At 63.2% G+C, this 24,795-nt stretch carries 24 protein-coding genes, 1 tRNA gene and 1 pseudogene; 9 read left to right on the top strand and 17 right to left on the bottom strand.

What is annotated here, in order from left to right; translation table 11 throughout:
- Window positions 1-88 precede the first annotated feature (88 nt).
- Window positions 89-173, top strand: a tRNA-Ser gene (locus tag ACEWFR_RS01170).
- Between the two features lie 731 nt (window positions 174-904).
- Window positions 905-2,572: a 4Fe-4S ferredoxin N-terminal domain-containing protein gene (locus ACEWFR_RS01165; protein WP_374059323.1), complete on the top strand. Its 1,668-nt coding sequence runs from the start codon at window positions 905-907 to the stop codon at window positions 2,570-2,572.
- A gap of 67 nt (window positions 2,573-2,639) precedes the next feature.
- Here ACEWFR_RS01165 and ACEWFR_RS01160 read toward each other — a convergent pair whose 3' ends face one another.
- The 5 genes from ACEWFR_RS01160 to ACEWFR_RS01140 form a co-directional block, all read right to left on the bottom strand.
- Window positions 2,640-2,765, bottom strand: a complete 126-nt coding sequence (locus tag ACEWFR_RS01160) for a hypothetical protein (protein ID WP_374059322.1) — start codon at window positions 2,763-2,765, stop codon at window positions 2,640-2,642.
- A gap of 128 nt (window positions 2,766-2,893) precedes the next feature.
- Entirely contained in the window at window positions 2,894-4,699 is a 1,806-nt protein-coding gene (locus ACEWFR_RS01155; RefSeq protein WP_374059321.1) for an asparagine synthase-related protein, read from the bottom strand.
- 213 nt (window positions 4,700-4,912) lie between these two features.
- On the bottom strand, window positions 4,913-6,583 hold the full coding sequence (locus tag ACEWFR_RS01150) for a hypothetical protein (protein ID WP_374059320.1): 1,671 nt from the start codon (window positions 6,581-6,583) through the stop codon (window positions 4,913-4,915).
- 555 nt (window positions 6,584-7,138) lie between these two features.
- A complete protein-coding gene (locus ACEWFR_RS01145) occupies window positions 7,139-8,671 on the bottom strand; it encodes a (R)-citramalate synthase (protein ID WP_374059319.1) in 1,533 nt (510 codons plus the stop codon).
- A gap of 184 nt (window positions 8,672-8,855) precedes the next feature.
- Window positions 8,856-9,230: a DUF192 domain-containing protein gene (locus ACEWFR_RS01140; protein ID WP_374059608.1), complete on the bottom strand. Its 375-nt coding sequence runs from the start codon at window positions 9,228-9,230 to the stop codon at window positions 8,856-8,858.
- A gap of 142 nt (window positions 9,231-9,372) precedes the next feature.
- Between ACEWFR_RS01140 and ACEWFR_RS01135 the strand changes: the two genes are divergently transcribed.
- Window positions 9,373-9,900 carry a hypothetical protein gene (locus tag ACEWFR_RS01135; protein ID WP_374059318.1) on the top strand — a complete coding sequence of 176 codons (528 nt, stop codon included), beginning with the start codon at window positions 9,373-9,375 and terminating at the stop codon, window positions 9,898-9,900.
- A 25-nt stretch (window positions 9,901-9,925) separates the two neighbouring features.
- Here ACEWFR_RS01135 and ACEWFR_RS01130 read toward each other — a convergent pair whose 3' ends face one another.
- The 3 genes from ACEWFR_RS01130 to ACEWFR_RS01120 form a co-directional block, all read right to left on the bottom strand.
- The gene (locus ACEWFR_RS01130; RefSeq protein ID WP_374059317.1) at window positions 9,926-10,864 is read right to left on the bottom strand and encodes an SDR family oxidoreductase; all 939 of its coding nucleotides are present in this window, start codon (window positions 10,862-10,864) and stop codon (window positions 9,926-9,928) included.
- Between the two features lie 285 nt (window positions 10,865-11,149).
- The gene (locus tag ACEWFR_RS01125) at window positions 11,150-11,941 is read right to left on the bottom strand and encodes an endonuclease V (protein WP_374059316.1); all 792 of its coding nucleotides are present in this window, start codon (window positions 11,939-11,941) and stop codon (window positions 11,150-11,152) included.
- Between the two features lie 69 nt (window positions 11,942-12,010).
- Window positions 12,011-12,955 (bottom strand): rhomboid family intramembrane serine protease, encoded by a 945-nt coding sequence (locus ACEWFR_RS01120; RefSeq protein WP_374059315.1) that lies wholly within the window; start codon window positions 12,953-12,955, stop codon window positions 12,011-12,013.
- A 267-nt stretch (window positions 12,956-13,222) separates the two neighbouring features.
- On the opposite strand from ACEWFR_RS01120, the gene ACEWFR_RS01115 reads away from it, so the two are divergent.
- The 4 genes from ACEWFR_RS01115 (at window position 13,223) to ACEWFR_RS01100 (ending at window position 16,719) form a co-directional block, all read left to right on the top strand.
- Window positions 13,223-13,663, top strand: a complete 441-nt coding sequence (locus ACEWFR_RS01115; protein WP_374059314.1) for a DUF5788 family protein — start codon at window positions 13,223-13,225, stop codon at window positions 13,661-13,663.
- The gene (polX, locus tag ACEWFR_RS01110; protein WP_374059313.1) at window positions 13,660-15,411 is read left to right on the top strand and encodes a DNA polymerase/3'-5' exonuclease PolX; all 1,752 of its coding nucleotides are present in this window, start codon (window positions 13,660-13,662) and stop codon (window positions 15,409-15,411) included. The genes ACEWFR_RS01115 and polX overlap by 4 nt, the downstream gene beginning before the upstream one ends.
- Before the next feature lie 24 nt (window positions 15,412-15,435).
- On the top strand, window positions 15,436-15,900 hold the full coding sequence (locus tag ACEWFR_RS01105) for a Mut7-C RNAse domain-containing protein (protein WP_374059312.1): 465 nt from the start codon (window positions 15,436-15,438) through the stop codon (window positions 15,898-15,900).
- 117 nt (window positions 15,901-16,017) lie between these two features.
- Window positions 16,018-16,719, top strand: coding sequence for a hypothetical protein (locus ACEWFR_RS01100; RefSeq protein WP_374059311.1), 702 nt, complete (start codon window positions 16,018-16,020; stop codon window positions 16,717-16,719).
- Window positions 16,720-16,880: 161 nt separating this feature from the next.
- Here the strand turns inward: ACEWFR_RS01100 and ACEWFR_RS01095 are convergent, their stop codons facing one another.
- The 3 genes from ACEWFR_RS01095 to ACEWFR_RS01085 form a co-directional block, all read right to left on the bottom strand.
- Window positions 16,881-18,104, bottom strand: coding sequence for a mandelate racemase/muconate lactonizing enzyme family protein (locus tag ACEWFR_RS01095; protein ID WP_374059310.1), 1,224 nt, complete (start codon window positions 18,102-18,104; stop codon window positions 16,881-16,883).
- Window positions 18,105-18,253: 149 nt separating this feature from the next.
- Window positions 18,254-19,006, bottom strand: coding sequence for a PHP domain-containing protein (locus ACEWFR_RS01090; RefSeq protein WP_374059309.1), 753 nt, complete (start codon window positions 19,004-19,006; stop codon window positions 18,254-18,256).
- A gap of 36 nt (window positions 19,007-19,042) precedes the next feature.
- Window positions 19,043-19,471, bottom strand: coding sequence for a hypothetical protein (locus ACEWFR_RS01085; RefSeq protein WP_374059308.1), 429 nt, complete (start codon window positions 19,469-19,471; stop codon window positions 19,043-19,045).
- Between the two features lie 110 nt (window positions 19,472-19,581).
- Here ACEWFR_RS01085 and ACEWFR_RS01080 point away from each other — a divergent pair, with 110 nt between their 5' ends.
- Complete coding sequence (locus tag ACEWFR_RS01080; RefSeq protein ID WP_098726636.1) at window positions 19,582-19,869, top strand: hypothetical protein; 288 nt, start codon at window positions 19,582-19,584, stop codon at window positions 19,867-19,869.
- 273 nt (window positions 19,870-20,142) lie between these two features.
- Here the strand turns inward: ACEWFR_RS01080 and ACEWFR_RS01075 are convergent.
- The 3 genes and pseudogenes from ACEWFR_RS01075 to ACEWFR_RS01065 all read right to left on the bottom strand — a co-directional run.
- Window positions 20,143-20,211, bottom strand: a pseudogene (locus tag ACEWFR_RS01075) (transcription elongation factor Spt5); the annotation flags it as partial.
- Between the two features lie 176 nt (window positions 20,212-20,387).
- Window positions 20,388-20,825: a transcription elongation factor Spt5 gene (locus ACEWFR_RS01070; protein ID WP_098726635.1), complete on the bottom strand. Its 438-nt coding sequence runs from the start codon at window positions 20,823-20,825 to the stop codon at window positions 20,388-20,390.
- Window positions 20,825-21,004 (bottom strand): protein translocase SEC61 complex subunit gamma, encoded by a 180-nt coding sequence (locus ACEWFR_RS01065; RefSeq protein WP_098726634.1) that lies wholly within the window; start codon window positions 21,002-21,004, stop codon window positions 20,825-20,827. Before ACEWFR_RS01065 ends, ACEWFR_RS01070 begins: the two co-directional genes overlap by 1 nt.
- A gap of 40 nt (window positions 21,005-21,044) precedes the next feature.
- On the opposite strand from ACEWFR_RS01065, the gene ACEWFR_RS01060 reads away from it, so the two are divergent.
- Window positions 21,045-21,197: a hypothetical protein gene (locus tag ACEWFR_RS01060; protein WP_374059307.1), complete on the top strand. Its 153-nt coding sequence runs from the start codon at window positions 21,045-21,047 to the stop codon at window positions 21,195-21,197.
- Between the two features lie 98 nt (window positions 21,198-21,295).
- On the opposite strand, the gene ACEWFR_RS01055 is transcribed toward ACEWFR_RS01060, so the two are convergent.
- The 3 genes from ACEWFR_RS01055 to ACEWFR_RS01045 form a co-directional block, all read right to left on the bottom strand.
- A complete protein-coding gene (locus tag ACEWFR_RS01055) occupies window positions 21,296-22,429 on the bottom strand; it encodes a S1C family serine protease (RefSeq protein WP_374059607.1) in 1,134 nt (377 codons plus the stop codon).
- A 104-nt stretch (window positions 22,430-22,533) separates the two neighbouring features.
- Window positions 22,534-23,187 carry a bifunctional 4-hydroxy-2-oxoglutarate aldolase/2-dehydro-3-deoxy-phosphogluconate aldolase gene (locus ACEWFR_RS01050; RefSeq protein ID WP_374059306.1) on the bottom strand — a complete coding sequence of 218 codons (654 nt, stop codon included), beginning with the start codon at window positions 23,185-23,187 and terminating at the stop codon, window positions 22,534-22,536.
- Between the two features lie 250 nt (window positions 23,188-23,437).
- On the bottom strand, window positions 23,438-24,676 hold the full coding sequence (locus tag ACEWFR_RS01045) for a mandelate racemase/muconate lactonizing enzyme family protein (protein ID WP_374059305.1): 1,239 nt from the start codon (window positions 24,674-24,676) through the stop codon (window positions 23,438-23,440).
- Between the last annotated feature and the right edge of the window lie 119 nt (window positions 24,677-24,795).

Here is a 24,795-nt window from a genome sequence, read left to right as displayed (position 1 = left end):
TTCCAGCTCATTTCTCGGACGTGAATCAATCACAGGGGGCGTCACGGATCGAAACGGGTAAAAACGTCTCTCGAGTAGGAAGTAGTGAGCCGAGATAGCCTAGCCCGGCCAAGGCGGTAGATTCGAAATCTACTGTCCTCACGGACTCGGGAGTTCAAATCTCCCTCTCGGCGCTTTTGCAGCAACAAACCGATGAGCGCCGCGTAGCGGCGCGAATTAACTTCCGTTGCTGCAAAGTGGTAAACGGGAGATTTGAATCAGGGAGTGAAGCAACGCGGAACGACCGTGGTTCAAATCTCCCTCTCGGCGTTTTCACGACGACAACGACGGTGAGCGGAGCGAACCGTCCATCGTCGTGAAACCTACACGGAGATTTGAATCAGGGAGTGAAGCAACGCGGAACGACCGTGGTTCGAATCTCCCTCTCGGCGCTTTTCCGCGACGTCAGACGGTGAGCGGAGCGGCTCGTCCGTCGTCGTGAAACCCACACGGAGATTTGAACGAGACAAGTCGCAGCTCGCGCAGCGACCAACGGGAGCAAGCAAGAACGTCTTGGCGTGGTTCAAATCTCCCTCTCGGCGCTTTTGCAGCAACAAACTGATGAGCGCCGCGTAGCGGCGTATGACTGTGAGCGATGCGTATACGAGTCCGGTCATCCTCGAGCGATACCGCCTCGAGGAGCATGAGCAACCAGTCGGGTTCGATGCACTGGTGGTCGGAACCGAGACGTGCGAGCTGTAATTGGGTCTGTTGCAGTCGCTCGATGGCTTCCTGACACGTCAAACCGACCGAAACCCCATCATTCGCAAGGGGGTCCACTATGCAAATTCTGGTCGTATATTCCGTGTCACAAGCCACCAATGTACGTAACTATAGTGCAGGCCGTTCCGACGAGGTGGGTGCGATGAGTTCCGACGAACCGACCGATGAGACAGCCACGAGCGACGAGACGTTTCATCCGCTCGGCGAGGCGTGGCAGGACGACCTCGAGGACGTGCTCGACGACACCGAGTACGACACGGAACTCGGGATGGAGATGGGGAAGGACGCCATGCGGGTTACGAAAGGGGAACTCTCGGAGGAGGAGTTCCACGAGCGCTATCACGACGACGTGATGGAGGAGTTCGGCGAAGACGGGCGACCGATCGCCAGCCCGGACGACGTCGACGACGGAGAGACGGGATCGCTGCTTTCGTCGCTTACCGGCGACGAGTCCCGTCGCGAGGTACTCAAGAAGGGGGCTGCCGGTGCAGGGTTCGCCACTCTCGGGTGGGGTGCGGTCGACCAGCAAGAGCCGGAGGAACCGGCCGTCGAAGATCCGGGGGAAGTACATCCTGACGAGGACGCGACGCAGTGGGGGATGACGATCGACCTCGAGCACTGCGACGGCTGTCTCTCCTGCGTGACCGCCTGTAACGCGGAGCACCAGTGGGACGAGGGGGCGAACTGGATGTACGTCCTCGCCTTCGAGGACGGTAACGTCGAGTCGCCCGAACCCGACAATTACGAGAGCGTCCACGATTTCAACTTCCTTGTCCGGCCGTGTCAACACTGTACCGACGCACCCTGCGAGAAGGTGTGTCCGACGACGGCCCGTCACACCCGCGATAGGGGCGGGCTGGTACTGACCGACTACGAGGTCTGCATCGGCTGTCGGTACTGTCAGGTCGCCTGTCCGTACGGCGTCAACTACTTCCAGTGGGGGGAACCTGACGTGGAACGGGAGGAACTCAGCGAGGAAGGTATCTACGATTACCGCGACCGGCCCGTCAGCCGGCGCGCTCCCCGCGGCGTCATGTCGAAGTGCGTCTTTGATCCGGCTCGGCAGGACGGCAATCAGGGCGAGGAACTGGTCGGGACGACCGCGTGCGAGTCGGCCTGCCCACCGAGCGTTATCCAGTTTGGCGACAAGAACAATCCGAATAGCGATCCGGAGCGCTACCAGGACAATCCCGCCAGAGCGCGAACGCTAATCCGGGTGAGTACGGGGCTTCCGTCGCCCGACGAACTCCCGGGGATGCTCGAGGGAGTGGACTCGAACCTAGACGCGGTCACCGAGGCCGTCGACGGCCTCACCGAGGAATCGATCGCCCTCGCAGTCGCGGTCCAGCTTACGAACGTGGAGTACGAGGAGGAGGCACCGCCGGGCGATACCCTCCCGGAGCAAGAGCAAACGATCCTCGACGTCGTGGGGATCCTTCAGGATCACGGGCTCGATCTCACCAGCGAGGAGACCCTTCGCAGACTCGGTCTCACGGTCGATCAGTTCGAGGGGCCGTCCGAAGACGTCGAGGTCTCCACCAATGAGGACGTCGCGCAGGAACGGTTCGAGGACTACATCGACGCCCCCGAGGAGGAGTTCGAACTCCTCGCGGACATCGGGACGAATCCGAACGTCACCTACCTCGGAAAACAGCCAGGACCGAACGCCCATCAGGTTCCCGGGCCGACGTCCTACGAGGAAGTCGACATGCTCAACGTGCGACAGAAGGCCCTCGACGACGAAACCGTCAGCATCGTCGACCGAGACGTGGACTTGGGCGTAGGAGAAGAGTCGAATTCGTCACACTAACGCCGTGGGCAGGCCCCCATCCTCACGGAGCGAACGACGCGTACCGGAAGCAAGTCGAACGAGTTGTTCACACGTCAAATCCGACGGTGAAGTCGCCTTGCCATCCCTCCCGCCGGCCGCCGAAGTCGGTTTCACCGTAGTGCCGATTGCCGACCCACAGCACCGACGAGAGCGTCGTCTCGAGGTCGCTCATCACGACACCCCCGAAGAACGAGCTTTCGACGGAGTGGTCCGCACCGCTCTCGGCGAACCGGAGGCTCGCGCCGTCGGCGTCGATCGTACAGCTATCGAGCCTCGCCGGCAGACGGGAGGCAGGTGGCGTTACGACTGGTTGATCGTCGCGGGACTGGACCACTCGCGATCGGCGACTGCTGACTCGGGCTTGGCAGCGTCCTGAGAGAGGGCCGCGACGAGCGTCAGCAGGAGATACTGCTGGTGGGTGTTGTAGCCGCCCTGCGACCAGGTGATTCGCCGGACCGCCTCGCTCGAGAACGGGCTGGCCAACTCGTCGGGTTTGCTCGTCGCGTCGACGAGGGCAGTCGGTGGTTGTCCGGACGAGCCGCCGCCTCGCCCCAGCATCTGGAAGACCCGTTTCTTGAGTTCGGGGTGCTCGGACAGCCACTCGTAGCCGGCGTGTTTGACGCGGTACTCGAGGGAATTGATTGGCGCGCCGTAATCGACGTACTCGACGTCGAGGGTGTTCGGATCGAGCGCGGCGAGGAACTCCCGGTAGAGGTTCGTCCGCCGCTTCTGTTCGGGCGGACACGCCATCGCCTCGGTGAAAAACGGGAGGGAGTAAAACGGCGTCGTCGACCACATGTAGTATCGCGTCCGGTCTTCGCCGGTGTTGAGGTAGTTGAACCCGCGCTCGCGAACGAGGAAGTGAACGAACTTCCCGTCGTGGTCGGATTCGGGATACGAGACGAGTCTGTCCCGGATCGACGCGCGGAGCGTATCCGGATCGGCGTCGATGAGGGAAGCCACGTCCTCGAGCGAGTACACCTGCTGATAGTCGAGAACCGCGTCCACGAGTTCGTCGATCGAATCGACGTCTTTCGACGGTGTCAGGTCGGGAAACGCCTTGTCGCCGCCGTCACCAGTGATGAACGTGGCGCGGGGATGGTCCACCGACACCTGTTCGGCGAAGTTGAGACCCAGGGACATGCTCAAGTTGTTCATTCCCTGCGTCATGTCGAGCAGCGCTTCGCGGTGGTGATCGGTCCTGTCGACGACGTACGACTCCCAGGGAACGTCGAGCGCGTTCGCCACCTGTCGTGCAACGTTGACTTCGGCGGTGTTCGCGCCGTCGGCTCGCATCGATGTCGCGGCCGTCAGTGTCCCATCGACGCGAGTGTACCCGGCGATCGCCGCCCGCGAGTCGAGGCCACCGCTGAGGGAGATGAGTGTTTCCTCGGAGACGCTGGCGCGGTTTTCACACGCTTCGACGAATTGGTCCCGGAGCCGTCGGGCGTTCGCCTTGACGCTTCGATTCCCGTTCGCGTGGACGTTGAACTCGAACTCGTGTGTCGACGTCACCGACTCCGCGCCGACCTCGAACAGCGATCCCGGCGGAAGCCGTTCGACGCCCGCGTACAGCGTTCGCGTCCCGAGCGGATAGCCGAGGAGCAGCAACTGCCCGAGGGCGATCGGGTCGGGCTCGAGTTCGTCGCCGAGTGCCCGCCCCAGTTCCCGAACGACCTTGAGCTCGCGCGTGACGACCGTCGTCCCGTCGATCGTCGCGCGATAGGTCGGCAGTCGTCCGAACGCGTCGTTGACGGCCCACATCGTTCCGTCCGCGTCGTCGATAACGAGGAGCAGGAAGTCGCCGTCTCTGGCGGCCACCCACTCCGAGAGCGCCTCGGTGTCGCCTTCCCGTACCAGTGTCGCGGCTTCCGAGACCGCCGCGTCGACGTCTGCGGTACCGTAGAGATACCCTTCCAGCACGACCGTCGACGCCTCCGTTTCGAACACGGATACCGGATACTCGTCGTACTTCGTGTACGCGACGATGGAGTCATCGGTCCGGACGTCGTGGCGCTGATACGCGTCGGTAAACCGAACGGAATCGAGAACATCGTCGACGACGTCGTTGGGAGTCGGCTCTCCGAGAACCGTAATTCCAGGCATACCGGAGTGGAGCCACTCGAGGGGGATTATTATCCTCCAGTTAAATCCGTCGAGCGGATCTCTCACGGTGATTCGACCGTACTGGTCGGTGCGACGGGGCGTCGCAAAAGCGGGTCGATTCCCTCGCAGTGCCCTCCCGATTACCGATCGACAGGTCCGAGCGGACGCGGGCGGCGCGTCGGCGGCGATGCCCGACGGTCGGCGAGCGCGGGACTAGAGCTCGTACCCGAAATTGAAGTCGCCCTGCCACTGCACCTGTTGGCCGCGGAAGTCGGTTTCGCCGTAGTGGCGGTTCCCCGTCCACAGCACGTTCGAGAGTTCCGTATCGGGATCGCTCATGACGAGCCCGTCGAAGAACGAGCTCTCGACCGAGTGATCGGCCCCGCTCTCGGCGAACCGGAGGCTCGCGTCGTCGGAATCGATCGAACAGCCGTCGATCCTGATCCGATTGATGCTGCCGTCACCGTCGGTGACGAAGAGACCGTGGCGATCGGTAGACGACTGCGACGAAACGTCGAACTCGCAGTCGGTGAACGTCACCCGCGACGATCGGACGGAGACCGCGTAATCGGAAATCGACGGGCTCGTCCGATCCGTCAGCGAACAGCAATCGAAGACCGCCTGTGCATCGCCGCTGTCGTCGATACGAATGGCGCGGCCGTCGGTTCCCTCGTCGGTGAGGGACACGTTCGTCAAGCGGGCTGGACCGTCCTGCGTCAACCGAACCAATTCGGTATCCTTCCTGACCTCGTTCGCCACGTTCAGTCCGTCGATCCGTTGGTTCCCGCCGTCATCAAGCCAGAGGCCAGTCCACGGAACCCCGGGGTGTTCGGTCATCGAGATCCGGCAGTTCCGTGCCGAATCGTTCGTTCCGAGCCGGATGTGCGCGGCGGCACAGTTGTGCGTGTGGCAGTCGGAGAGAACGTTTCGACCGGAATCGTGCGAGAGGTAGAACCCGTGAGAGATGTACCCCGCCGCCTTGCAGCTCTCCCAGTGGTTCGTCCCCCTGTTGTAGGTCTCCGAAGCGAAGGGGATCGCGAACCCGAAGTGGGAGTCCCGATCGTAGTACGTATCACCGTTGACGAGGTGACAGTTTCTGATGACGTTCGTCGTTGTCGGTAGCCTCCCGTCGACCATGATCGTGTGGAGGTCGCCACCGTAGGTCGGCTCCCGCTTGTTGCGCTGCCCGCGCATGGAGACGTTCTCGATGAGGCCGTACCTGTAGGTGAACCAGCGACAGATGCCGGTGTCGTACTCGCCGCGGATGTCGATCTGAACGTTCCGAAGGATCGTTCGCTGGGCGTTCGGAAGCGACGTGTCGATGGTTCCAACGGTCATCAGACGGTCGACATCCTGATCGGTCACTTCGAGGACGGCGAACGGTTCGCCGACGATCCCCAGAAACTCGTGGGCGTCGAAGTGGACGTTGTCGGTGTCGACGTACCACGTCCCCGCGGGAATCTTGTAACAGTGGTTTCGTTCCGTTGGCTCGAACGAGTAGTAGTGATCTTCGATCGCGCCCCACAGGTCGTCCGCCTCGGGTTCGACGCCGAGATCGTCGCGGACGTCGACGACGTTCGGGTTTGTCTCGCCGCGAACGGTGACGGTGTCCGTATCGGTGCCGGTCACCGAAATCGACGCTCCGAAATCGAGGTGCGACACGTCGTCGTCGACCGTCGTTCCCGAGTCGCTCACGGCTATCGACGCGGCCTCCTGACTCTGGGCCGCGGCGATACCGGTGTTCCGTGAATTCGTCGCGGCGACACCGCTAAGAGCGCCACCGAGACCCAGGGCACCGAGCATTCGTACGTACGAACGACGCGACGTCTCACCGATAGCGCTTCCCGATCGATCTTCCTGATTGTCTTCCTTCATCACGAGCATACCGTCACGAATTCCCGGATTTGTTATGACTATTCTACTGATACTTGTACACCAGCGAACATCGATCGGTCCGTTTCCTCCCTGCAACGGTCGCCGAGGCAGTCGGTAGGTAGTCCCATCTGAAAAGTCACCTACCCCATCGCCGTCGGTGAGAAACCGACGGTTATAGCCACCCACTATTTAGACGGCCCGAGCGTACGAAGTACGTTCCCGCATGAAAATATACGAAACCAACTGTATTTTGAGCGATGCGAGCCGAATTATCGACCAGGGACCGTCGAAAGCGACTGATCGTCGGACGGCTCTGGATCGGGGTCGCGGCCGTACTGGCGACGACGCTCAATCTCGGTGTGCCGTCCTCAGCGACCGAGGTCGCTCACCTGTTCGTCGTCGCCCTTGCCCCATTTCTCGCGGGCGTCTCACTGTTCGATTCGTGGAACGTCGTCAGCGATCCCTTCCGGCAGGCTGACCGCGATCGGCCAAGCGGCGCCGCTCCAACTGCCCGTCCGAATCGTGAAAAACGAGTTGCTCAATCGCCAGTCGACTCGCTCCCGGTCAGTCGTCGGCCAGTGCGAGCGGCTGCTGGTCGGCCGCAAGCAGTCGATCCAGCGCATCAACCATCGCTTTCACGCTCGCACGGGTGATGTCGGCTTCGCTTCGAGCGACCGTCACCGAACGGTCGTTGCGCGCCATCGTCACCTCGACGGTAACGACGGCATCGGTGCCGCCCGTGACCGCGTCGACGTGATAGGACTCGAGTTCGGCGTCGGCCATCGAGCCCAGCGCCTCGCGGACGGCGGAGACGGCGGCGTCGACGGGCCCGGAACCGGTGCCGCTGGCGACGCGCTCCTCACCGTCGACGTCGAGTCGGATACTGGCGGTCGGGACCGCTCCGCCGCTGGTGGCGGTGAGATCGAGCAGGTCGACGACGCGCTCGCGGTCCTCGCCGGTGACGTCCTCGGCGATGGCCAGCAGGTCGGCGTCCGTCACTCGACGACCGCGATCACCGAGTTCTGTCACGCGGGTCGCGATTTCGGCGACCTCGTCGTCGTCGGCCTCGACGCCGTGTTCCTCGAGCGTCGCCGCGACACCTGCGCGACCGGTATGCTTGCCGAGTGCGAGTCGGCGCTCCCGGCCGACGGTCTCGGGCGCGTAGGGCTCGTACATCTTGTCGTCTTTGAGCGTGCCGTCGGTATGGATGCCGCTTTCGTGCGTGAAGGCGTTCTCGCCGATGACGGCCTTGTTCGGCGGGAGCTGAACGCCCGTCGCCCGTGAGACGATCTGTGCGAGGTCGTACAGCTCCTCGAGTTCGAGCGTCTCGAGATCGTACACGTGCGAGAGCGCGATCGCGACCTCCTCGAGGGCGACGTTGCCGGCGCGCTCGCCCAGTCCGTTGACGGTGCAGTGAACGAGGTCGGCACCGGCCGAAACGGCCGCGAGCGCGTTGGTCACACCCAGGCCGAGGTCGTCGTGCGTGTGAGCGCTGACGGGCCCGAGTTCGGCGAGCCGAGAGACGGCCTCGTGGGTATGTTCCGGCCCGGTGTGGCCGACGGTATCTGCGAAGCAAAAGCGATCCGCGCCCGCCTCGAGGGATGCCTCCGCCAGTTCCTCGAGGTAGTCGAGATCGGCCCGGGAGCCGTCCTCGCCGATGACCTCGACCCAGAGGCCGTGGTCTTTCGCGTAGGCGACGAGTTCGGCGGTCTTCTCGAGGTTGTCCGCGCGAGAAGTACCGACCTTGCCCTCGACGTGGCGGTCGCTTGCGGGGACGACGATGTGGACGCCGTCGACGTCGCACTCGAGCGCGAGGTCGACGTCGTTCGTGATCCCGCGACAGAAGCTCGTGACGCGGGCGTCCAGATCGAGGTCGGTCACCCGCGAGATTGCCTGACGCTCACCCGCACCGGTACAGGCGCTGCCGGCTTCGATGACGGAGACGCCGGCGCGCTCGAGGGAGCGAGCGATCTCAACTTTCTCGTCGGGCGAAAGCGAGACGCCCGGGGCTTGCTCGCCGTCGCGAAGCGTCGTGTCGAGAAGGCGCACTGTACGGTCCGATTCTATCGTCTGTTCGGGGGAGTGAGGTACGGGCAAGAGTGGTAAGTTTCGGGTACTGCGGTTACGTTCGTCGGAGAATTTCGCATCCAGCCGGGTCGCCCCGACTTCCTCTATCCTCGGAATGCGGCGTTGAGACGGAATCTCGTGCCATTGTACTGTGGGCTAACGTATCATGCCGACTTAAATCCGCCGGTCGCGGCTCGACCGGTCGCTCTCGGTTCTACTCGGCCTCGAGTACCAGCCGATCGCCGGGTTCGACATCGGTTGCGGTGCCGGCTGGGAGTTCGACGATCAGATTTGCTTCTTCGCGAGCGAATCCCCGCCACGGCCGCAGGGTCTCGACGCGCCGGACGACGCCGTCGACGATCCAGACGGCATCGATCGGGAAGAAGACGAACAGCATGTGGAGGTCACGGGTTTTGGTCGAACCGAACTGAAAGGCCAGCGCGTAGTCGTCCGGGGTCGATCGGCGAAACATGAGTCCGCGCGTCTGGCTGACGATCGAATCCGCGAGATCGACCGTCGTCGCCAGGGTCTCGCGGTTGGTCCCGTCGCCGGACGGACTATCGGCAGCCGGATCGTGGACGAGTCGCACGCCCTCGAGTGCGAAGCCCCACACAAAAAGTGTTCTCGCCGCGGCTCATCGTCGAGTCGGTACCGCCCGGTCGGTCCGTCGTCTCGAGCACGCGCGCCAGAGCATTCACATCGGCTCGCGCGTAACCCGCCTGTACGCGCACATGGAGAAAACCCCGCAAGGAACCTCGGTCGGCGTCGACGACCCCTACGAGTTCGCGGGCGTCTGCGACCACCTCACCGGCGAGGGGAAGTGCCGGTACGCCTTCGACTACTACGAGCACGACCCCGAGTTCGCTCGCGAGCGCGCGGATGAGGAGTACGAGTGTCCTGTCGTCGACCCCGAATCGGACTGGTCGTGGGCCGACTGCCCGCACTTTCGCTCGCGCAACCGCGACCGCGAGTGCGTTCGCTGCGGGCTCGAAGAAAAGCGAATCGCACACGACGACGAGCGGCCGCTGCTCGAGGAACACCATCTCTCGTACGAACGCAACGGCGAGACCCTCTCCCACGAGATCACGATCTACCTCTGTCGGTGGTGTCACGCCAAAGTCCACAACTCGTGGGCACGGATCACGGACGACGCCGGGCTCGATCCGGCGGCGATCGCGGCGCTCGAGGAACGCCGGAGTCGCGAGCAGTCGGAACTGGGGTTCGAGTCGGCGGCGGAGCGCTACGACGACGAGCGATGACGTTCGCGGCGCGCCGGAACGGAACTCAGGCCAGTTTTCGAAGAATGCCGTACACGGCGTCACGAAGCCGGTCGGGCAGATAGCGAGCGTAGAGGCCGTACTGCGCCAGCGGCCCGACCGGATACCGTGCCGGTGGATCGGGGCTGGTCGCCGACTCGAGGATCGCTTCGGCGATGTCCTCGGGATCGGAGGCGAAGGGGCCGCCGCTCCCGCCGCCGATCAACTGCGCGTCGTCGTACAGTTCGTACAGCGACTCGTAGGCCGGCGTCCGCTCGTCTTCCGGGAGTTCGTCGTCGACCCGATCGGAGAAGTTCGTCTCGACCGGCCCGGGTTCAATCACGACGACGTCGATCCCGAACTCGTCGGCCTCCCCGCGCAGGGCGTCGCTCATCGCCTCGAGCGCGTGTTTCGAGCCGGCGTAGGCACCCGCACCGGGCATCGAGATCCGGCCGATGACGCTCGAGACGTTGACGATACACCCCTCTCCCTGGGCGCGCATGTGCGGCAGGGCGGCGCGAGTGAGCCGGTGGGGGCCGTAGACGTTGACGTCGAACTGCCGGTGGAGGTCGACCGTGGCGACATCCTCGAGGGGGCCCATCTGGGCGTAGCCGGCGTTGTTGACGACGCAGTCGATCGATCCCGCGATATCGACGGTCTCCTCGACGACGGATGCGACCTGCTCCGGATCGGTGACGTCGAGCGCGAGGGTCTCACAGACCGCTTCCTCGAGGTCGTCGATGTCGTCGACGTTGCGCGCCGTCGCGAAGACCTGCCAGTCCTCGGCGAGGAAGGCTCGAGCGGTCGCCCGACCGATACCCGAGGAGCAGCCGGTGATGAGGACCGATTTCTTGCGCGTATAGCGGTCCTCGTCGGTCGCCGCGGTCTCGCGACCCCGGTCGTCCTCGACGACGGTTCCGTCCGGCCCGTCGTCGTCTGTCCCGTCGACGTCCTCAGCGGTAGCCATACGTGACCGGTTCGAGAGACGATACCTAAGTATCGACGGTTTGTCGCGCTCATCGTAATTTTCAGGTGCGGGTGATATCTGACTGATTCGACCGATCGTTCCAAGACAGCAGACAGCCCGAAAGCCCCCGGACTGCTCGAGTCCCGGGACTCGCTGCGCGCTTCCCTCACTCCGTTCGGTGCAGTGCTTGCTTCGTCCGGGTTCCTCGACCCGTCCGGCCCCTTTCAGTCCCACCCGCCGCTGGCGGTTGAACGGCCAGCTGTAGCCGGTGGACAACAACGGGGTCTATTCGAGGATCGATTTCTTCGCTTCGTCCGCGTACTTGTCCGCCAACCGGACCGGCTCCGGGAGTTTGTACGACGAGGCGAGCTCGAGGACGATTTCGGCCGCCGTTTCGGGCCCGACGCGGTGGCCGGAGCTGACGTACAGCGGATTGATGTACTGGTTCGGCGAGTCGTACTGGCGCGTTTGGACGGCGTAGCCGATCAGGGTGCCGTCGGGCGCGTCGACTCTCGAGTTCGATTCGATGGGGATCATCGACCCCTCAGGAAGGTCGTCGGTGTCCGCTCGCGGGGTTCCACAGAGCAGGCTCTTCGCGACCCCGATGCTCGGCACGTCCCGGACCACGCCCATGTGCGTCGCGATACCGGCCTGTCGGAAGTGAATCCGACCGCTGCCGTCGAAGAGGAGGAGGTCGGGGTCGACTGACAGCTCCTCGAGCGCCGCGAGGATCGGTCCGCCCTCGCGAAAGGAGAGAAGGCCGGGGATGTAGGGAATCTCGAGGGGCGTCACCGCGTGGACGCGCTCGACAACCTCGCCGCCGCACATCGCGACGACGGCGCTCAGTGCACGGTCCTGGTCGCCGTCCTCGTTGGTGAGAAAGGACTGATCGACGCCGACGACGACCGGCGGATCGCCGGTGCTGGCGGTCGTCGCGAGTGGGTTCGAGAGCGCGTCGGGATCGAACGCGAACTCGTCGTCGAAGACGGCGACGGACGCGATTTCGCGCTGGAGGTCCTCCATCTCTTCGCGCGAGAGACCGGAGCCGGGTGCGAGATCGGGGCGGGGATTGCTCATCGGTGTCGCAGTGATAGACGGCGAGCGAAAATCAGTTACGGGGTTTGTGAAAGCCCGTCGGCGATGCGATCAGAACCGACCGCGTCCGGGGCCGCCGGGACCGCCCGGGCCGCCGGGTCCACCGGGGCCGCCACCGCCGAACTCGAGGCGGTTCGGGGCGCTGACGTTCCGATTTTGCTTGAGGTACTGGCCGTACGCGAGGCCGATCACGAGGCCGACCAGATGGGCCATGTGTGCGATACCGCCCCCGAGCCCGCCGCCGGCACCGGCGAGGAAGAAGACGCTGATGAAGGCGTAGCCGGCGGTAAGAAGCCAGATCGGAACGGGAATGATGAAGTAGAGGTACACCTTGAGACCGGGGTTGAGGACCGTCAGAACGCCCATGATGGCGAGTGCAGCACCGCTAGCGCCGAGGACGGCGGTCGGGGCTCCCTGCGCGATCGAAATTGCGACCTGTCCGAGTCCGGCGAGCGCGCCGCTGACGAGGAACAGGATCGCGAACTTCCTCGAGCCGACGTACCGCTCGACGAGGGGTCCGAAGAAGAAAATCACGATGCTGTTCCCGACGATGTGCATGAAGTTGCCCGTACTGTGAGCGAAAATCGACGTGAACCACGTCCAGACGTACTCGACGTTCCACGACGTCAGCATGAAGAGTGACTCGTAAAGAACTGGGCCGCCGAACGATCCAACGACCAGTTGTGCGAGGAATGTGATCCACATCAGCGCGAGGACCGTGTAGGTCGCGTTCCCGCGGAAGTACGCAAGCGGCCCACCCGGTCCCGTATCGATCGGGAGTTTGTCCGTGAGACTCGAGGCACGGGATGAGCTCCCGCCCGAATTGACGTTGTCGTCGAAGCCGCTGTCGAAGACGCCCTTCGGGTCGTTCCAGTTCTCGAGTCCCGTGCAGTTGTGGTTCTCGGGGAGCCGATGGTCGCCACAGTACGTGCCACCGCAGTGCCGACAGTTGTACGGCATGTTTTCGTCCTTCCCACACACGTCGCACTTGGCCATTGACCGGGGATATGTGCGGAGTCGCTAAGGGATTTGGGGTTTTCGCCGGATTATTTCGCCGCGGCCGACCCGATCAGTAGGCGCGGTGTACGGTTCGTTTCGCTCTCGCTACCGACCGGCTGGAAGCCCACACAGCGGCTATTAACAGCGTATTGCTGTGTGGAGTTACACTTGCTATTTTCGATCGGTCCCAAATCGACGGCAGTCAGGTTCCGCACTGACCACCGTGGACTGTACACTTTTGGCTCCCCGCCCCCATATCCGACTGTGCAAGAGTACGAGCGTAAGCAACTGCTCGAGCGAGTCGAGCGCGAGGGCGCGACCGTTGGCGCGGACATTCCGGAGACGATCGAGATTCAGGGGGAGGCAATCGACCTCCGGACGTTCGTCTTCGAGATCAAGCGCCGTGAGACGGTGCCCTCGGGCGAACGCGACCGCGTGGAGCAGGCCAAGAAGAACCTGCGACGCGAGCGGCTCGAGCGACTCGAGCGGATCGAGGAGGGCGATATCACGTGGGCCGAGGGCGAAGAGCTCGCCGGCAGCATCATCGGGATCGACCGGGCGCTGAACGCCCTCGAGAGCCTGGGGCCGACGGATCTCGAGCGCGAACAGCAGGTCCAGCAAGCCCAGGACCGCAAACGCTGGATGTCGTTCCTGAAGAAGGCGCTGGGACAGGAGGACGATGCCAGCGCTCGGAGGGGCCGATGACGACCAACGCCGAACTCGCCGCTCGCTTCGAGGAGTTCGCGGACCTGCTCGAGGCCGACGATGTCGAGTACAAACCCCGCGCCTACCGCCGGGCGGCCGAGAACATTCGCGCCCATCCGTCGCCGATCGCCGATCGAGTCGAGTCCGGCGACCACGAGGCCGTCGAGAACATCGAGGGCGTCGGCGACGCGATCTCCTCGAAGATCATCGAGTACGTCGAAACCGGTGGGATCGACGAACTCGAGGCGCTCCGGGAGGAACTGCCGATCGACATCGCCGATATCACCCGCATCGAAGGGGTCGGTCCCAAAACCGCAGGGACGCTCTATCGCGAACTCGGCGTGCAGACGTTAGACGATCTCGAGGCCGCGGCCGAAGCCGGCGAGGTACAGTCGGTCAAAGGGTTCGGGCCGAAAACAGAGCAGAACATCCTCGAGAACGTCGAATTCGCACGCACCATCGGTCAGCGCCAGCTGCTCGGCGAGGCGCGACCGCTCGCCGACGACGTGCTCGCCTTCCTCGAGTCGATCGACGCGGTCGAGCGCTGCGAAGTGGCGGGCTCGATCCGCCGGTGGCGAGAGACGATCGGCGACGTGGACGTTCTCGCGGCGACCGAGGCGAACGAGGCCGTGATCGAGCGCTTCGTCGAGTGGGAGTCGGCCGACGACGAGATCGAATCCGGTCCGGAGAAAGCCAGCATCCGCGTCGGGGAAATCCGCGTGGATTTGCGCGTCGTCGTCCCCGCGGAGTTCGGCTCCGCGCTCCAGTACTTCACCGGGAGCAAGGACCACAACGTCAGCCTCCGAAACTACGCGATCGACCGCGAGATGAAATTAAACGAGTACGGTGCCTTCGACGTGAGCGAGGTCCCGGACGCAGAAGACGGGCAGCGAGTCGGCGACCGCGTCGCCGGCGAAACCGAAGCTGGGATGTACAAAGCGCTCGGACTGCCGTGGATTCCGCCGGAACTCAGGACGGACCGGGGCGAGATCGCCGCCGCGGAAAACGGGGAGTTGCCGGACCTCATCACACGTGACGACATCCGCGGCGACCTGCACACCCACACCGAGTGGTCCGACGGTGCCACGCCCATCTCAGCGATGGTCGAGGCCGCCGCCGAGCGAGGGTACGACTACTTCGGAATCGCTGACCACGCAGAGGGTCCCGGAATCGTCGGCGGCATGGGACTCTCCGATACCGATATCCTCGAGCAGGTCGAGGAGATCCGCGCGGTGGGCGACGAGGCCGATATCGAGGTCTTCGCGGGAATCGAGGCGAACGTCGACGCTCACGGCGAAATCGACCTCTCCGAGGCGGTGATCGAGGCCCTGGACGTGATCGTCGCCTCGACGCACAGCGCACTCGGGCAGGACGCCGAAACCGCCACGGACCGACTCGTCCGCGCTCTCAAGAATCCGGCGATCGACGTGCTCGGCCACCCCAGCGGTCGACTGCTCAACGAGCGCTCCGGCCTCGAGTTCGACGCGACCGCGCTCGGGCGGGCCGCTGCCGAACACGATACCGCCCTCGAGGTCAACAGCAATCCCCGCCGGCTGGATCTCTGGGGCAGTGCCGTCCAGGCTGCTCTCGAGGAGGGCGCACCAATCGCGATCAACACGGACTCCCATCGACCGTCGACGCTCGAGTACATGCGCTGGGGAGTCCACACCGCGCGCCGCGGCTGGGCTGAACCGGCCGACGTGATCAATACGTGGGAGCGTGCGGCCCTCCGCGAGTTCTTCCACTGACAAATGCCACCGGTTTCCTCTCCCATGCGCTTGCTCGTCGACGTCATGTGTGGCGGCATCGTCTCCTATCTGCGAATGTGCAATCACGACACCGCGTACGCCGGTGACCGTGGACTCGAGGCCGACGATGCCCTCCTCGCCGTCGCTCGGGACGAAGAGCGGACGGTCGTCACTCGAGACGTCGAACTCGCCGGGCGGGCCGACGAGTCGATCCTCCTCGAGTCCCGCGATGTTGAGGCCCAGCTCGCCGAACTCGAGACGGCCGGGATCGACCTGACGCTCGCGGACGAGCCCCGGTTCTGCGGGCGGTGTAACGGCCCGCTCGAGCCCGTCGGTTCGACGGCGTCGACGCCAGAGTACGCGCCCGATCCGGACGACTGCGAGGTGTGGATCTGTCGGGATTGTGGTCAGCACTTCTGGCGCGGAAGTCACTGGGACCGGGTCGCGGAGACCCTGTCTCGAGTCCGCAAATCAGCCGAAGAACCGTAGTACACGTTCTGTGCTCAGCACGGGTCGAAACTGAGTGAAGCAGTTCGGTAACTACGCGGGCGAACTGAGTGGCTATATTCCCGAAAGCACTTACCGAGTGTATTACAATCTATATTCATGAATAGGCGGACACTTCTTACTGCAGCTACCACGGGTATAGTTACTACCTCAGGATGTATAGGTGGACGAAATAATGGTAGTGGAGAAAATTACGAGCCATGTAATGTGCCAGTGATATCGTATTTACAACTTCCAGAAGGCGTCAGGGATGAGGTTGATATAGCATTTGATGAAGGACAATACGCGACAAGAGGAGAATTTCTGTGGAAAAAGATTGACGGTCCAGAGCTACAGGCGATTCAAAAAGAAGAGGACTATTATGCGCCTATAGTAGATACAAACGGTATTTTCCCACTCAAGGAGAGGACTCTCCAATTTGAGAAAACAACTCCGAAGTATGATGAGCCAGTGAGTCTTTTGATATACCAGTCTATAGCTGACACACTAAATATGACAATCACAGTTGAATATGAGAATGAGTTTGTACATAAGGAACAGAATATGAGTATTAAAGAGGAAGATGACTATACAGACAGTCCTCCAAAGATTCCAATTGGACGCAGATATGGAGAATATACGTTAGATATCACTACCGAAAACAGAGGGGATTTCGCAGAGACTTTTGAAATCGGCGGTGGTCATAATACTCTCACACCCGATGTTCTATATATACAAGAAGAGAGTTCAGACATTTCTATAGATGTAACACGGCGGCAATTTGGTGACCCTGCACCCTGCCCATGGCAAGTCGATAACTAGTAAGAAGTACTTCTGTATGTTTCAACATATATCGAAACAATATTTTGCTATCTATGTTGAACGGTATGTGTTTGACCTGTACTGAACACGAGTTTCACGCCACACTTCGAACGAAGAAATCGTATCACCAACGACTGACAGAAGCCGAGGCTGCGTGTGTCTCAGTCGAAACCATCGGTCCCGGGCAGTACGTGTTCCTCGACGACCGCTTCGTCCAGTTCGATGCCAAGGCCCGGCGCGGTCGGCACGTCGATGAAACCGTCCGCGATGAGCGGCTCGTCGCGCACGAGCAGGTCGTCCCACCAGTCGACCGCGAGCGCGTGGTACTCGAGCACGTCGGCGTTGGGGACGGCCGCACAGAGATGGACGCAGGCCATCGTCCCAACGGGGCTACAGACGTTGTGCGGTGAGAACGGAATATAGCGTTCCTCGGCGCGTTCGGCGATCCGCTTGGACTCGGCGAGCCCGCCGCAGGTTGTCGGATCGGGCGTGATCACGTCGACCGCATAGTCGTCGATCAGGTCGCTCAGTTCGTGAATTCGGAACCGGTTCTCGCCGGTCGCGAGCGGCGTCGCCGTCCGCCGGGCGACTTCGCGCTGAGCGTCCGTCTCCTCCGGCGGGACGACATCCTCGAGCCACATGAGATCGTACGGCTCGAGTTTGCGCGCCAGGCGGCTTGCGCTCTCGACCGTGTAGTCCCAGTGGCAGTCGAAGGCGAGATCGATCTCGTCGCCGACGGCATCCCGGACGGCGTCGACGACCGCGACCTTGTGGTTCACGGCGGCGTTGGTCAGGCGACCGTTGTACGGATCCGGATCGGTATCCCGCGGCGTGTCGAGGTCGAACTTGATCGCGTCAAATCCCATGTCAACGACGCGCTCAGCCTCGGCGGCGTACGCCTCGGGCGTATACGCGTCCGCGTCGGCGTACTCCGTGGCTCCGCCGTCGTCGACTGCGTACGCCTCGCCGGCGTGACAGTCGCAATAGATCCGGACCCGGTCGCGGTAGCGCGATCCGAGCAGTTGGTAGACCGGCAGATCCAGAATTTTGCCGGCAGCGTCCCACAGCGCGATTTCGATCCCGGAGGCGGCGGTGACAACCTTCCCCGTCGTGCCGCCGTGGCCCGACATCTCCTGAACGAGGCGCCGGAACAGCCGCTCGACATCGAGCGGATTCTCGCCGACGAGAAATCGATTCGCGTACTCGACCAGTTCGGGAACGCCACCGCCACGGTAGGCTTCCCCGATTCCCGTCACGCCCGCATCCGTGTGGACCGTCACGAGATTCCATTCGAAGTTCCCCTCGACGACCGCCGCTTCGATCCCGGTGATTTCGACGTCGTGGCCCGCGGGTCGATCGGACGCGTGATTCGAAAAGTCCCTCATCGGCGATCAACTCCGGAGACCGCGGCGGCTACTCTTCGATCGAACGGGTTCGGGGACGGACAGTTCGAGCGCATCGGTACTCGTAGTGGTATGCGTTGGCACGTGTAGCTATCGCTCGGTAGGTGGGATAACACGCAGCCGGAGCGTGCCTAATAGACGGACACGTCGTCGAATCGACCGTCGTACGCGATGTGGGTGGGATGGGTCGGCTCGGTTCCCGACAGGAAGAGTCGATCGACCTTCTTCCAGGTGTTCTCGTAGACGAGGTGGGCGAGTTCCGACGCCGTCGTCGTCACCCGATCGAGGCCATTGTTGTAAACGACCCGGCGTGCGATCCCGTCCCTGAGCGCGGTCACGAGCTCCTCCTTGCGTTCGATAGCCGCCTCGAAGGCGGTGTGGCCGACGCCGACCGTTCGCGGGAGATGGGCGTACGAGGAGGTAAACGGCGGGAGTGAGAGCGACTCGGCGAGGGTGCGTGCGCGGCGATTGTGCAATCGAAAGTGCTTCGGGTTGAATATCTCGATCGCGTCGATCGTCTCCGCGTGCGCTTTTAGATCGGCTTCCTCGAAGCTCACGTTCGCAAAGGTCGGATGCGGGACGAGCACCGCCGCGCCCTGTCGATCGAACTCGGCCATCGCCGTCTCGAGCGGGATGTAATCCGGAACGGGATCCTCGAGACCGATGGCGAGGACGTGTCTGCGCTGTCGCCACGACCCGGTGAACACCTCGCGGGCGGGGATCACCAGTAGCTCGTCGTCGGCGTAGTTCGCCGCGCGCTCGCGGATCTCCGGGAGGCGGGTGAAGTGAGGTGCGTAGACAAGCGCGTCGAGTCCCGCTCGCTTCGCCCGCTCGACCACGCGGTCGTTGAGCACCTTCACGTGGCAGTCGACTCGGAACGTCATCCGTCGGTCACGTCGCTCACTTTCGTCAGCGCCGAGTTATGAATTCTGATTTTCCGGCCACTCGACGGTGGCCTTGATCGTGTCGACGATCGGGACGACCGGTTCCGCCGGATCGACCGAGATGAAGAGACCGTCGTCGCCGACGTAGACGCGGAGGATCTTCAGGAAGTCCATCGACGTCGTGATGTACTCCACGCGTTCGGCGTCCGGAAACAACGTGTTTCGGAAGAGCTTACTCTGCATGAAGTCCATGTGAACGTTCGTGTGGATCGTCTCGAAGTGCTCGAGCATCGCGTCTCGACTCTCGTACATCGAGACCGTCTCGTCGCTGAGGTAGAGCGGCCGAAACGACTCCGTGTCGTACTCACAGAACGCGTACAACGGTCCGGAGACCGTCTCCTGGACGGCCTGACGGACGCGATCGGCATCGAACGCCGCCAGCTCCGACCTATTAGTCGCCGGCATACCTCGAGCGGAGGGACTCGACGGCCGAAGGTCTGTCGGGCACATGTTTCTGGCCGATGACATCCGCTGCGAAAGGATGATTAGGGCGGCCGTCCGAGTGATCGTATCGAATGGCCTGGAAATGCGGGATCGACGGCTGCGGGTCGGTGTTCGAAGACGTCGAGTCTGCCGTCGTCCATCAGGCGACGGATCACCAGCGCCGCGAGTGCAAAGTCTGTGGGACCATCATTCCGGACGGCTATCTCGCGATTCGTCACGCCTTCACCGAACACAGCCGGGCCGAATACGTCCGCGCCTACGGTGCCAGTTCCGAAGCAGTTCGGGAGCGCGAGGAGTTGCTCGAGGAGATCGAGTCCGTCGCGGACATGCAAACGATCGCCACGGAACTGAAACGATAACGAACGGCGACAGTATCCTTTGTACCCTCAGTAGTGATGTCGGCATCAGCGAGTATCGATGCCGACCAGCATCGGACCCCGTTCTCAGCGTCGAACCAACAGTACTCTTCTCATGGCGATAGCGATCGACAGTGAGGGACCACGTCGAGATATACATCGCTGGCCGGCGTGATACGCCCGGAGAATCACCAGCCACGATCGACCGGACCGTCTCGAGCCGGGCGATACGGTCCGTACGCGAGTAGGTGATCGTAGCAGTAGCTGAGAAGCGCGTTAGCGCTCGTCGGAATCCAGCACGCGAATCTGGTCGCCACGCACTGTCACCGGAATCGGAACCGTCGCACTCCTAAATTTTACATCGTCGGGTAGCCTCGCTTCGCATCGGCTCCCACTCTTCGCAAAATTTAGTATAAAACTTCCTCGGCGCTCACTGCTCACGGGTCGTTCCTCCCCGTTCGCTTTCCGAGGCCCTCGCAGCGCTCGCGCCTCGCTCCGCTCGCGCCGAGCGAACCGACTCGCTACCGCTCGTCGGAATCCAGCACGCGAATCTGGTCGCCACGCACTGTCACCGGAATCGGAACCGTCGCCTCGTAGAGTTCGACCGTCACCTGATCCTTCCCCTCGTCGATTCGCTGGACCTGGGCCTTCTCGCCCTTGAACGGACCGGCGATGAGTTCGACGATGTCGCCCTCGGCGATCCCCTCGACGTCCGGCTTCGGCGAGAGGAAGTGTTCGACCTCAGAGATGTCTGACTCGCCCGGAACGATGCTCCGTGCGTGTGGAATGTCCTCGAGGACCCGGTTGAGGACCGCGTCGCCTTCGGCCTCGACCATCACGTAGGAGGTCAGCGAGTCAGGAGCGAGCGCGGCGTGAATATCCGGCTCCTCGCGGTTGATAATCATATCCGCGACGGTTCGCTCCTGGCTCGCCGTCGTTTTGACAGCGAAGATGCCCATTAGAGGCCACCACCGCTGGTCAGGAATACCATGATCGTACCGATGAGGAATCCAACGAGACCGATCAGCAAGACTCCTGCACCGGCAATTTTCGACACCTGGAGGAACTCCTCAGTAGTGGGTGTCGTCGCCATTTTCAACACCCGAACGTACGAGGTGAGGTCGTACGGAACGTCCATGTATGTCTGTTCACAGCGCGGGGTCTTTTATCTGTCTTTCGTGTCCGCAGACGAATCGCGGCCATCTCGGGCTCAAAATGACGCTCGATCGGAGTCAGCAGCGACCGACCTGGGGACCCAGAACGCGCCCCGCGAGGAGGCGGCCAATCTCAAGGACCTCGAGGGGCAAGCAGAAGCGACCGACGAACGCTAACGGCGGCGGCCGTCAGAACGGCGAGTGAACTGGGTTTCCGCATATTCGACGAAGCCGACCGAACCGTCCTGAAACCAACCGTCTGCACCCGGTATCTGTCACGGGCCTGTCGGCGGTCGTTCGCCCGGTGTCCCCGGAATCGGTGTCCGTGGTAGCCGGGGTTCCGGCCGCGTCTCGAGCATCACTTCGACCGATCCCCGTTCGCCGTCCCGGACGACCGTGAGCTCGATCGTGTCGCCGGGCGACGTCTCGAGCGCGAGATACGAGAGTAGCTGCGACTGGTTCTGGATTTCCTCGCCGTCGATGGCGACGATCACGTCGCCGCTACCGGGCTGAGTGGGAACCGCCGGCTGGAGAACGCCGTCGGCGGGCGCATTCGGGACGACTTCCGTGACGAGGACGCCGGTGGCCTCCTCCAGTCCGATCGTGTCCGCGATGTCGGGTCCGACGGGTTGGACGGCGACGCCCATGAACGGGTGTTCGTACGTGCCGTCCTCGATGAGCGCAGGGATGACCCGATTCGCGAGGCGCGGGGAAATCGCGAACCCGATCGTCTGGTCGGCTCCGGCGAAGACGATGCCGAACACCTCTCCCTCGAGGTTCACCAGCGGGCCGCCGCTGTTGCCGGGGTTGACCGATGCATCGGTCTGGATCGCGGCCGGAATCGAGAAGCCGGCCGGGCTAGGCAGCACCCGATCGACGCCGCTGACGATCCCCTGTGAGATCGAGGCATCGAGTCCGAGCGGATTGCCGAGGACGAGAACCTCCTGACCGATTACGGGCTCCCGATCGACGATCGACAGTCCGGACGCAACGTCCGGCAGCTCCTCGACGCGAAGGACGGCGAGATCGCTGTAGGGGTCGGTGCCGACGATCGACGCGGTCCGCCACTCCTCGTTGCTGAACTGCAGTTCGACGCCGCCCTCGGCCGCGCTCTGGACGACGTGGTTGTTGGTTACGACGTGCTGATCGTCGATGACGAACCCCGATCCCAGTCCGCCGCGGCCGCGAGGGCCGGAGACGGTGACCAGCACGACGGACCCGATAGTGTCGCGATACGTCGCCGTATACGGACTGTCGACACCGTCCCCGTTCTGTCCTTCCTGTCCGTCCTCCCCTTCCTGTCCGTTCTGCGCAGCACTCGAGCCGACCCCGAGGCCGCCGATCGCTACAGTGGCCCCGACCGTTCGAAGCACTCGTCTGCGCGTGCGCTGATCTGGAGTCACGCCCATAGCGACCCCGACAAGTGACATAAAACGGTAACCAGCACACTCAGACGGTCGTACTGCGGCCGTCCGCGAGAGAGAGAGAATCTGCCGGGAGTGCCGCCGTTCGACTACTCGCTGCGCGCCGCCTCGACCGCGTCGACGAACGACGCCGCCGTCGCTCGAACCCGATCCATGTCGCCGTCGGCGATAGCTGCGTCGTCCACGATCGCGCCGCCGGCACCGACGGCCACGGCGCCGGCGTCGAAGAAGTCCGCGACGTTGTCGCGCGAGACACCGCCCGTCGGAACGATGTCGACGTCGCCGAGTGGCCCCGCGAGCGTACCGATGTGGCCCGGGCCGACCGTCGACGCGGGGAACATCTTGAGGAGATCCGCGCCGGCTTCTATCGCCGTCACGGCCTCGGTGGGCGTCATCACGCCGGGTGCGACGGGGACACCGTGTCGGTTGCAGGTTCGGACCACGTCCGCGTCGGTGTGGGGCGAGACGACGAACGACGCACCCGCGTCGATCATCGACTGTGCAGTCGGCGCGTCGAGGACCGTCCCCGCGCCGACGACCGCGTCAGTGTCCGCGAGTTCCCGGTCGACGGCCGCGATCTGCTCGGCCGCGCGCGTCCCATCGGCCGTGATCTCGAGCGCGTCGACCCCGGCGTCATGAATCGCGCGAGCGACCGGGACGATTTGGTTTTCATCGATACCGCGAAGGACCGCGATGACACCACTGTCGACGATCCGTTCCCTGACGACCCGTTTTTCGGTCATCCCTGCAACCCTCCCGCAGCCGCCGTTCGATCCCCCGTCGCGACTCCGCCGCTGCTGAGACGATCCATCATAAACGAGAGTTTTTCCTTGACGGGATAAATTTACTCATAGTCGAAACAATCTGGATCTCGGCATCGCTCACTCCTCGAGCGGGCGAATCGTGACGGACTCCGCCTCGTAGTCCTCGAGGAACGCGCCGGTGTCGCGATCGTGTTTGCTGTCGGACGCACTGGAATGCTACCTCGTCGATCTACGCCGCGTCGAACAACTCCTCGCCCTCGACCATGTGCGCCTCGACGGCATCCATGTCCAGCGTGACGCCCAGGCCGGGTTCCTCCGGGATCTCGATGTAGCCGTCCTCGATGACGTCCTCCTCGACGAGGTCCGACCACCACCCGAGTTCATAGGAGTGGTACTCCACTGCGAGCGAGTTCGGGATGGCCGCGCCGACGTGTGCGCTGGCGACGGTCGCGACCGGTGAGGCGACGTTGTGCATCGCGACCGGGACGTAGTACATGTCCGCGAGATCGGCGATCTTCTGCGTCTCGCGCATGCCGCCGACCTTGGGCATGTCCGGCGCGATAATGTCGACGGCCTGTTCCTCGAGCAGCCGGCGCTGGCCGTGTTTTCGGTAGACGTTCTCGCCGACCGTGATCGGCGTCGTCGTCGACTGGGTGATCTCCCGCTGGACGTCGTGGTTCTCCGGCGGGACAGGGTCCTCGAGCCACCAGATATCGTACTCCTCGAGACGCTTCGTGAGTCGTTTCGCACTGCCACCCGAGAAGCTCCAGTGGCAGTCGAAGGCGACGTCGGCCCGGGAGCCGACGCGCTCGGTGATCGCTTCCACGATCGAGGCCTTGTGCTCGATTTCGGGGCCGCGGAGGTGACGGTTCGCACGGTCTTTCTCGTGACCGCTGGGCACGTCGAGGTCGAATTTCAGGGCGTCGTACCCCAGTTCCTCGACGACGCGCTCGGCCTCGTCGGCGCAGGCGATCGGGTCGGCTTCCTCCTCGGTGTGACAGTCGCAGTAGACGCGGACCTCGTCGCGGTACTTGCCGCCCAGCAGCTGATAGGCCGGGACATCGAGGATCTTTCCGGCCAGATCGTGCAGCGCGACCTCGATCCCCGAGATCGCGGTAACCGTGACGCCGCCGATCGAGCCCTCCCCAGACATCTTCTGGACGAGGTGCTCGGTCAGCCGGTCGATATCCAGCGGGTTTTCGCCCTGCAGGAAGGGCGTCATCCGCTCGATCAGTTCCGGCGCGCCGGCTCCCCAGTAGGCTTCACCGGTGCCGACGATTCCCGCATCCGTGTAGATCCGGACGAGGGTCCACGGGAAATTCCCGTCGACCATCGTCGTCTGGATGTCGGTGATCTCGATGTCACGGCCGCCGCCGCGTTCACGGGTGACTCCCATCGTCTCGCTCGAGAGATCCCGCATCGTGTACTCGGCGTTCGGATCGTGCAGCTGTGAGTAATCGACTCCCATAAGACAGATTTTCACTCCTAAGGTAGTAATAGTTTCTACCTTCCGTAAGCAAGGTCCGGGACGCGCGTAGCCCGTGATTGGGTATCGACGAAAATGAACCCACTGCTTGCGAGGGGAAT

Origin of the sequence: Natrinema sp. H-ect4, assembly GCF_041894845.1 — an archaeon.
Lineage (GTDB): Archaea > Halobacteriota > Halobacteria > Halobacteriales > Natrialbaceae > Natrinema.
This window is presented reverse-complemented; position numbering and strand designations above follow the sequence as displayed.

Excerpts from the sequence above, each read along its gene's own strand:
- ACEWFR_RS01165 (WP_374059323.1), top strand. The coding sequence starts at position 905 with ATGAGTTCCGACGAACCGACCGATGAGACAGCCACGAGCGACGAGACG.
- ACEWFR_RS01160 (WP_374059322.1), bottom strand. The coding sequence starts at position 2,765 with ATGAGCGACCTCGAGACGACGCTCTCGTCGGTGCTGTGGGTCGGCAAT.
- ACEWFR_RS01155 (WP_374059321.1), bottom strand. The coding sequence starts at position 4,699 with ATGCCTGGAATTACGGTTCTCGGAGAGCCGACTCCCAACGACGTCGTC.
- ACEWFR_RS01150 (WP_374059320.1), bottom strand. The coding sequence starts at position 6,583 with ATGCTCGTGATGAAGGAAGACAATCAGGAAGATCGATCGGGAAGCGCT.
- ACEWFR_RS01135 (WP_374059318.1), top strand. The coding sequence starts at position 9,373 with ATGGAGAAAACCCCGCAAGGAACCTCGGTCGGCGTCGACGACCCCTAC.
- ACEWFR_RS01130 (WP_374059317.1), bottom strand. The coding sequence starts at position 10,864 with ATGGCTACCGCTGAGGACGTCGACGGGACAGACGACGACGGGCCGGAC.
- ACEWFR_RS01125 (WP_374059316.1), bottom strand. The coding sequence starts at position 11,941 with ATGAGCAATCCCCGCCCCGATCTCGCACCCGGCTCCGGTCTCTCGCGC.
- ACEWFR_RS01120 (WP_374059315.1), bottom strand. The coding sequence starts at position 12,955 with ATGGCCAAGTGCGACGTGTGTGGGAAGGACGAAAACATGCCGTACAAC.
- polX (WP_374059313.1), top strand. The coding sequence starts at position 13,660 with ATGACGACCAACGCCGAACTCGCCGCTCGCTTCGAGGAGTTCGCGGAC.
- ACEWFR_RS01105 (WP_374059312.1), top strand. The coding sequence starts at position 15,436 with ATGCGCTTGCTCGTCGACGTCATGTGTGGCGGCATCGTCTCCTATCTG.
- ACEWFR_RS01100 (WP_374059311.1), top strand. The coding sequence starts at position 16,018 with ATGAATAGGCGGACACTTCTTACTGCAGCTACCACGGGTATAGTTACT.
- ACEWFR_RS01095 (WP_374059310.1), bottom strand. The coding sequence starts at position 18,104 with ATGAGGGACTTTTCGAATCACGCGTCCGATCGACCCGCGGGCCACGAC.
- ACEWFR_RS01090 (WP_374059309.1), bottom strand. The coding sequence starts at position 19,006 with ATGACGTTCCGAGTCGACTGCCACGTGAAGGTGCTCAACGACCGCGTG.
- ACEWFR_RS01085 (WP_374059308.1), bottom strand. The coding sequence starts at position 19,471 with ATGCCGGCGACTAATAGGTCGGAGCTGGCGGCGTTCGATGCCGATCGC.
- ACEWFR_RS01080 (WP_098726636.1), top strand. The coding sequence starts at position 19,582 with ATGGCCTGGAAATGCGGGATCGACGGCTGCGGGTCGGTGTTCGAAGAC.
- ACEWFR_RS01070 (WP_098726635.1), bottom strand. The coding sequence starts at position 20,825 with ATGGGCATCTTCGCTGTCAAAACGACGGCGAGCCAGGAGCGAACCGTC.
- ACEWFR_RS01065 (WP_098726634.1), bottom strand. The coding sequence starts at position 21,004 with ATGGACGTTCCGTACGACCTCACCTCGTACGTTCGGGTGTTGAAAATG.
- ACEWFR_RS01055 (WP_374059607.1), bottom strand. The coding sequence starts at position 22,429 with ATGGGCGTGACTCCAGATCAGCGCACGCGCAGACGAGTGCTTCGAACG.
- ACEWFR_RS01050 (WP_374059306.1), bottom strand. The coding sequence starts at position 23,187 with ATGACCGAAAAACGGGTCGTCAGGGAACGGATCGTCGACAGTGGTGTC.
- ACEWFR_RS01045 (WP_374059305.1), bottom strand. The coding sequence starts at position 24,676 with ATGGGAGTCGATTACTCACAGCTGCACGATCCGAACGCCGAGTACACG.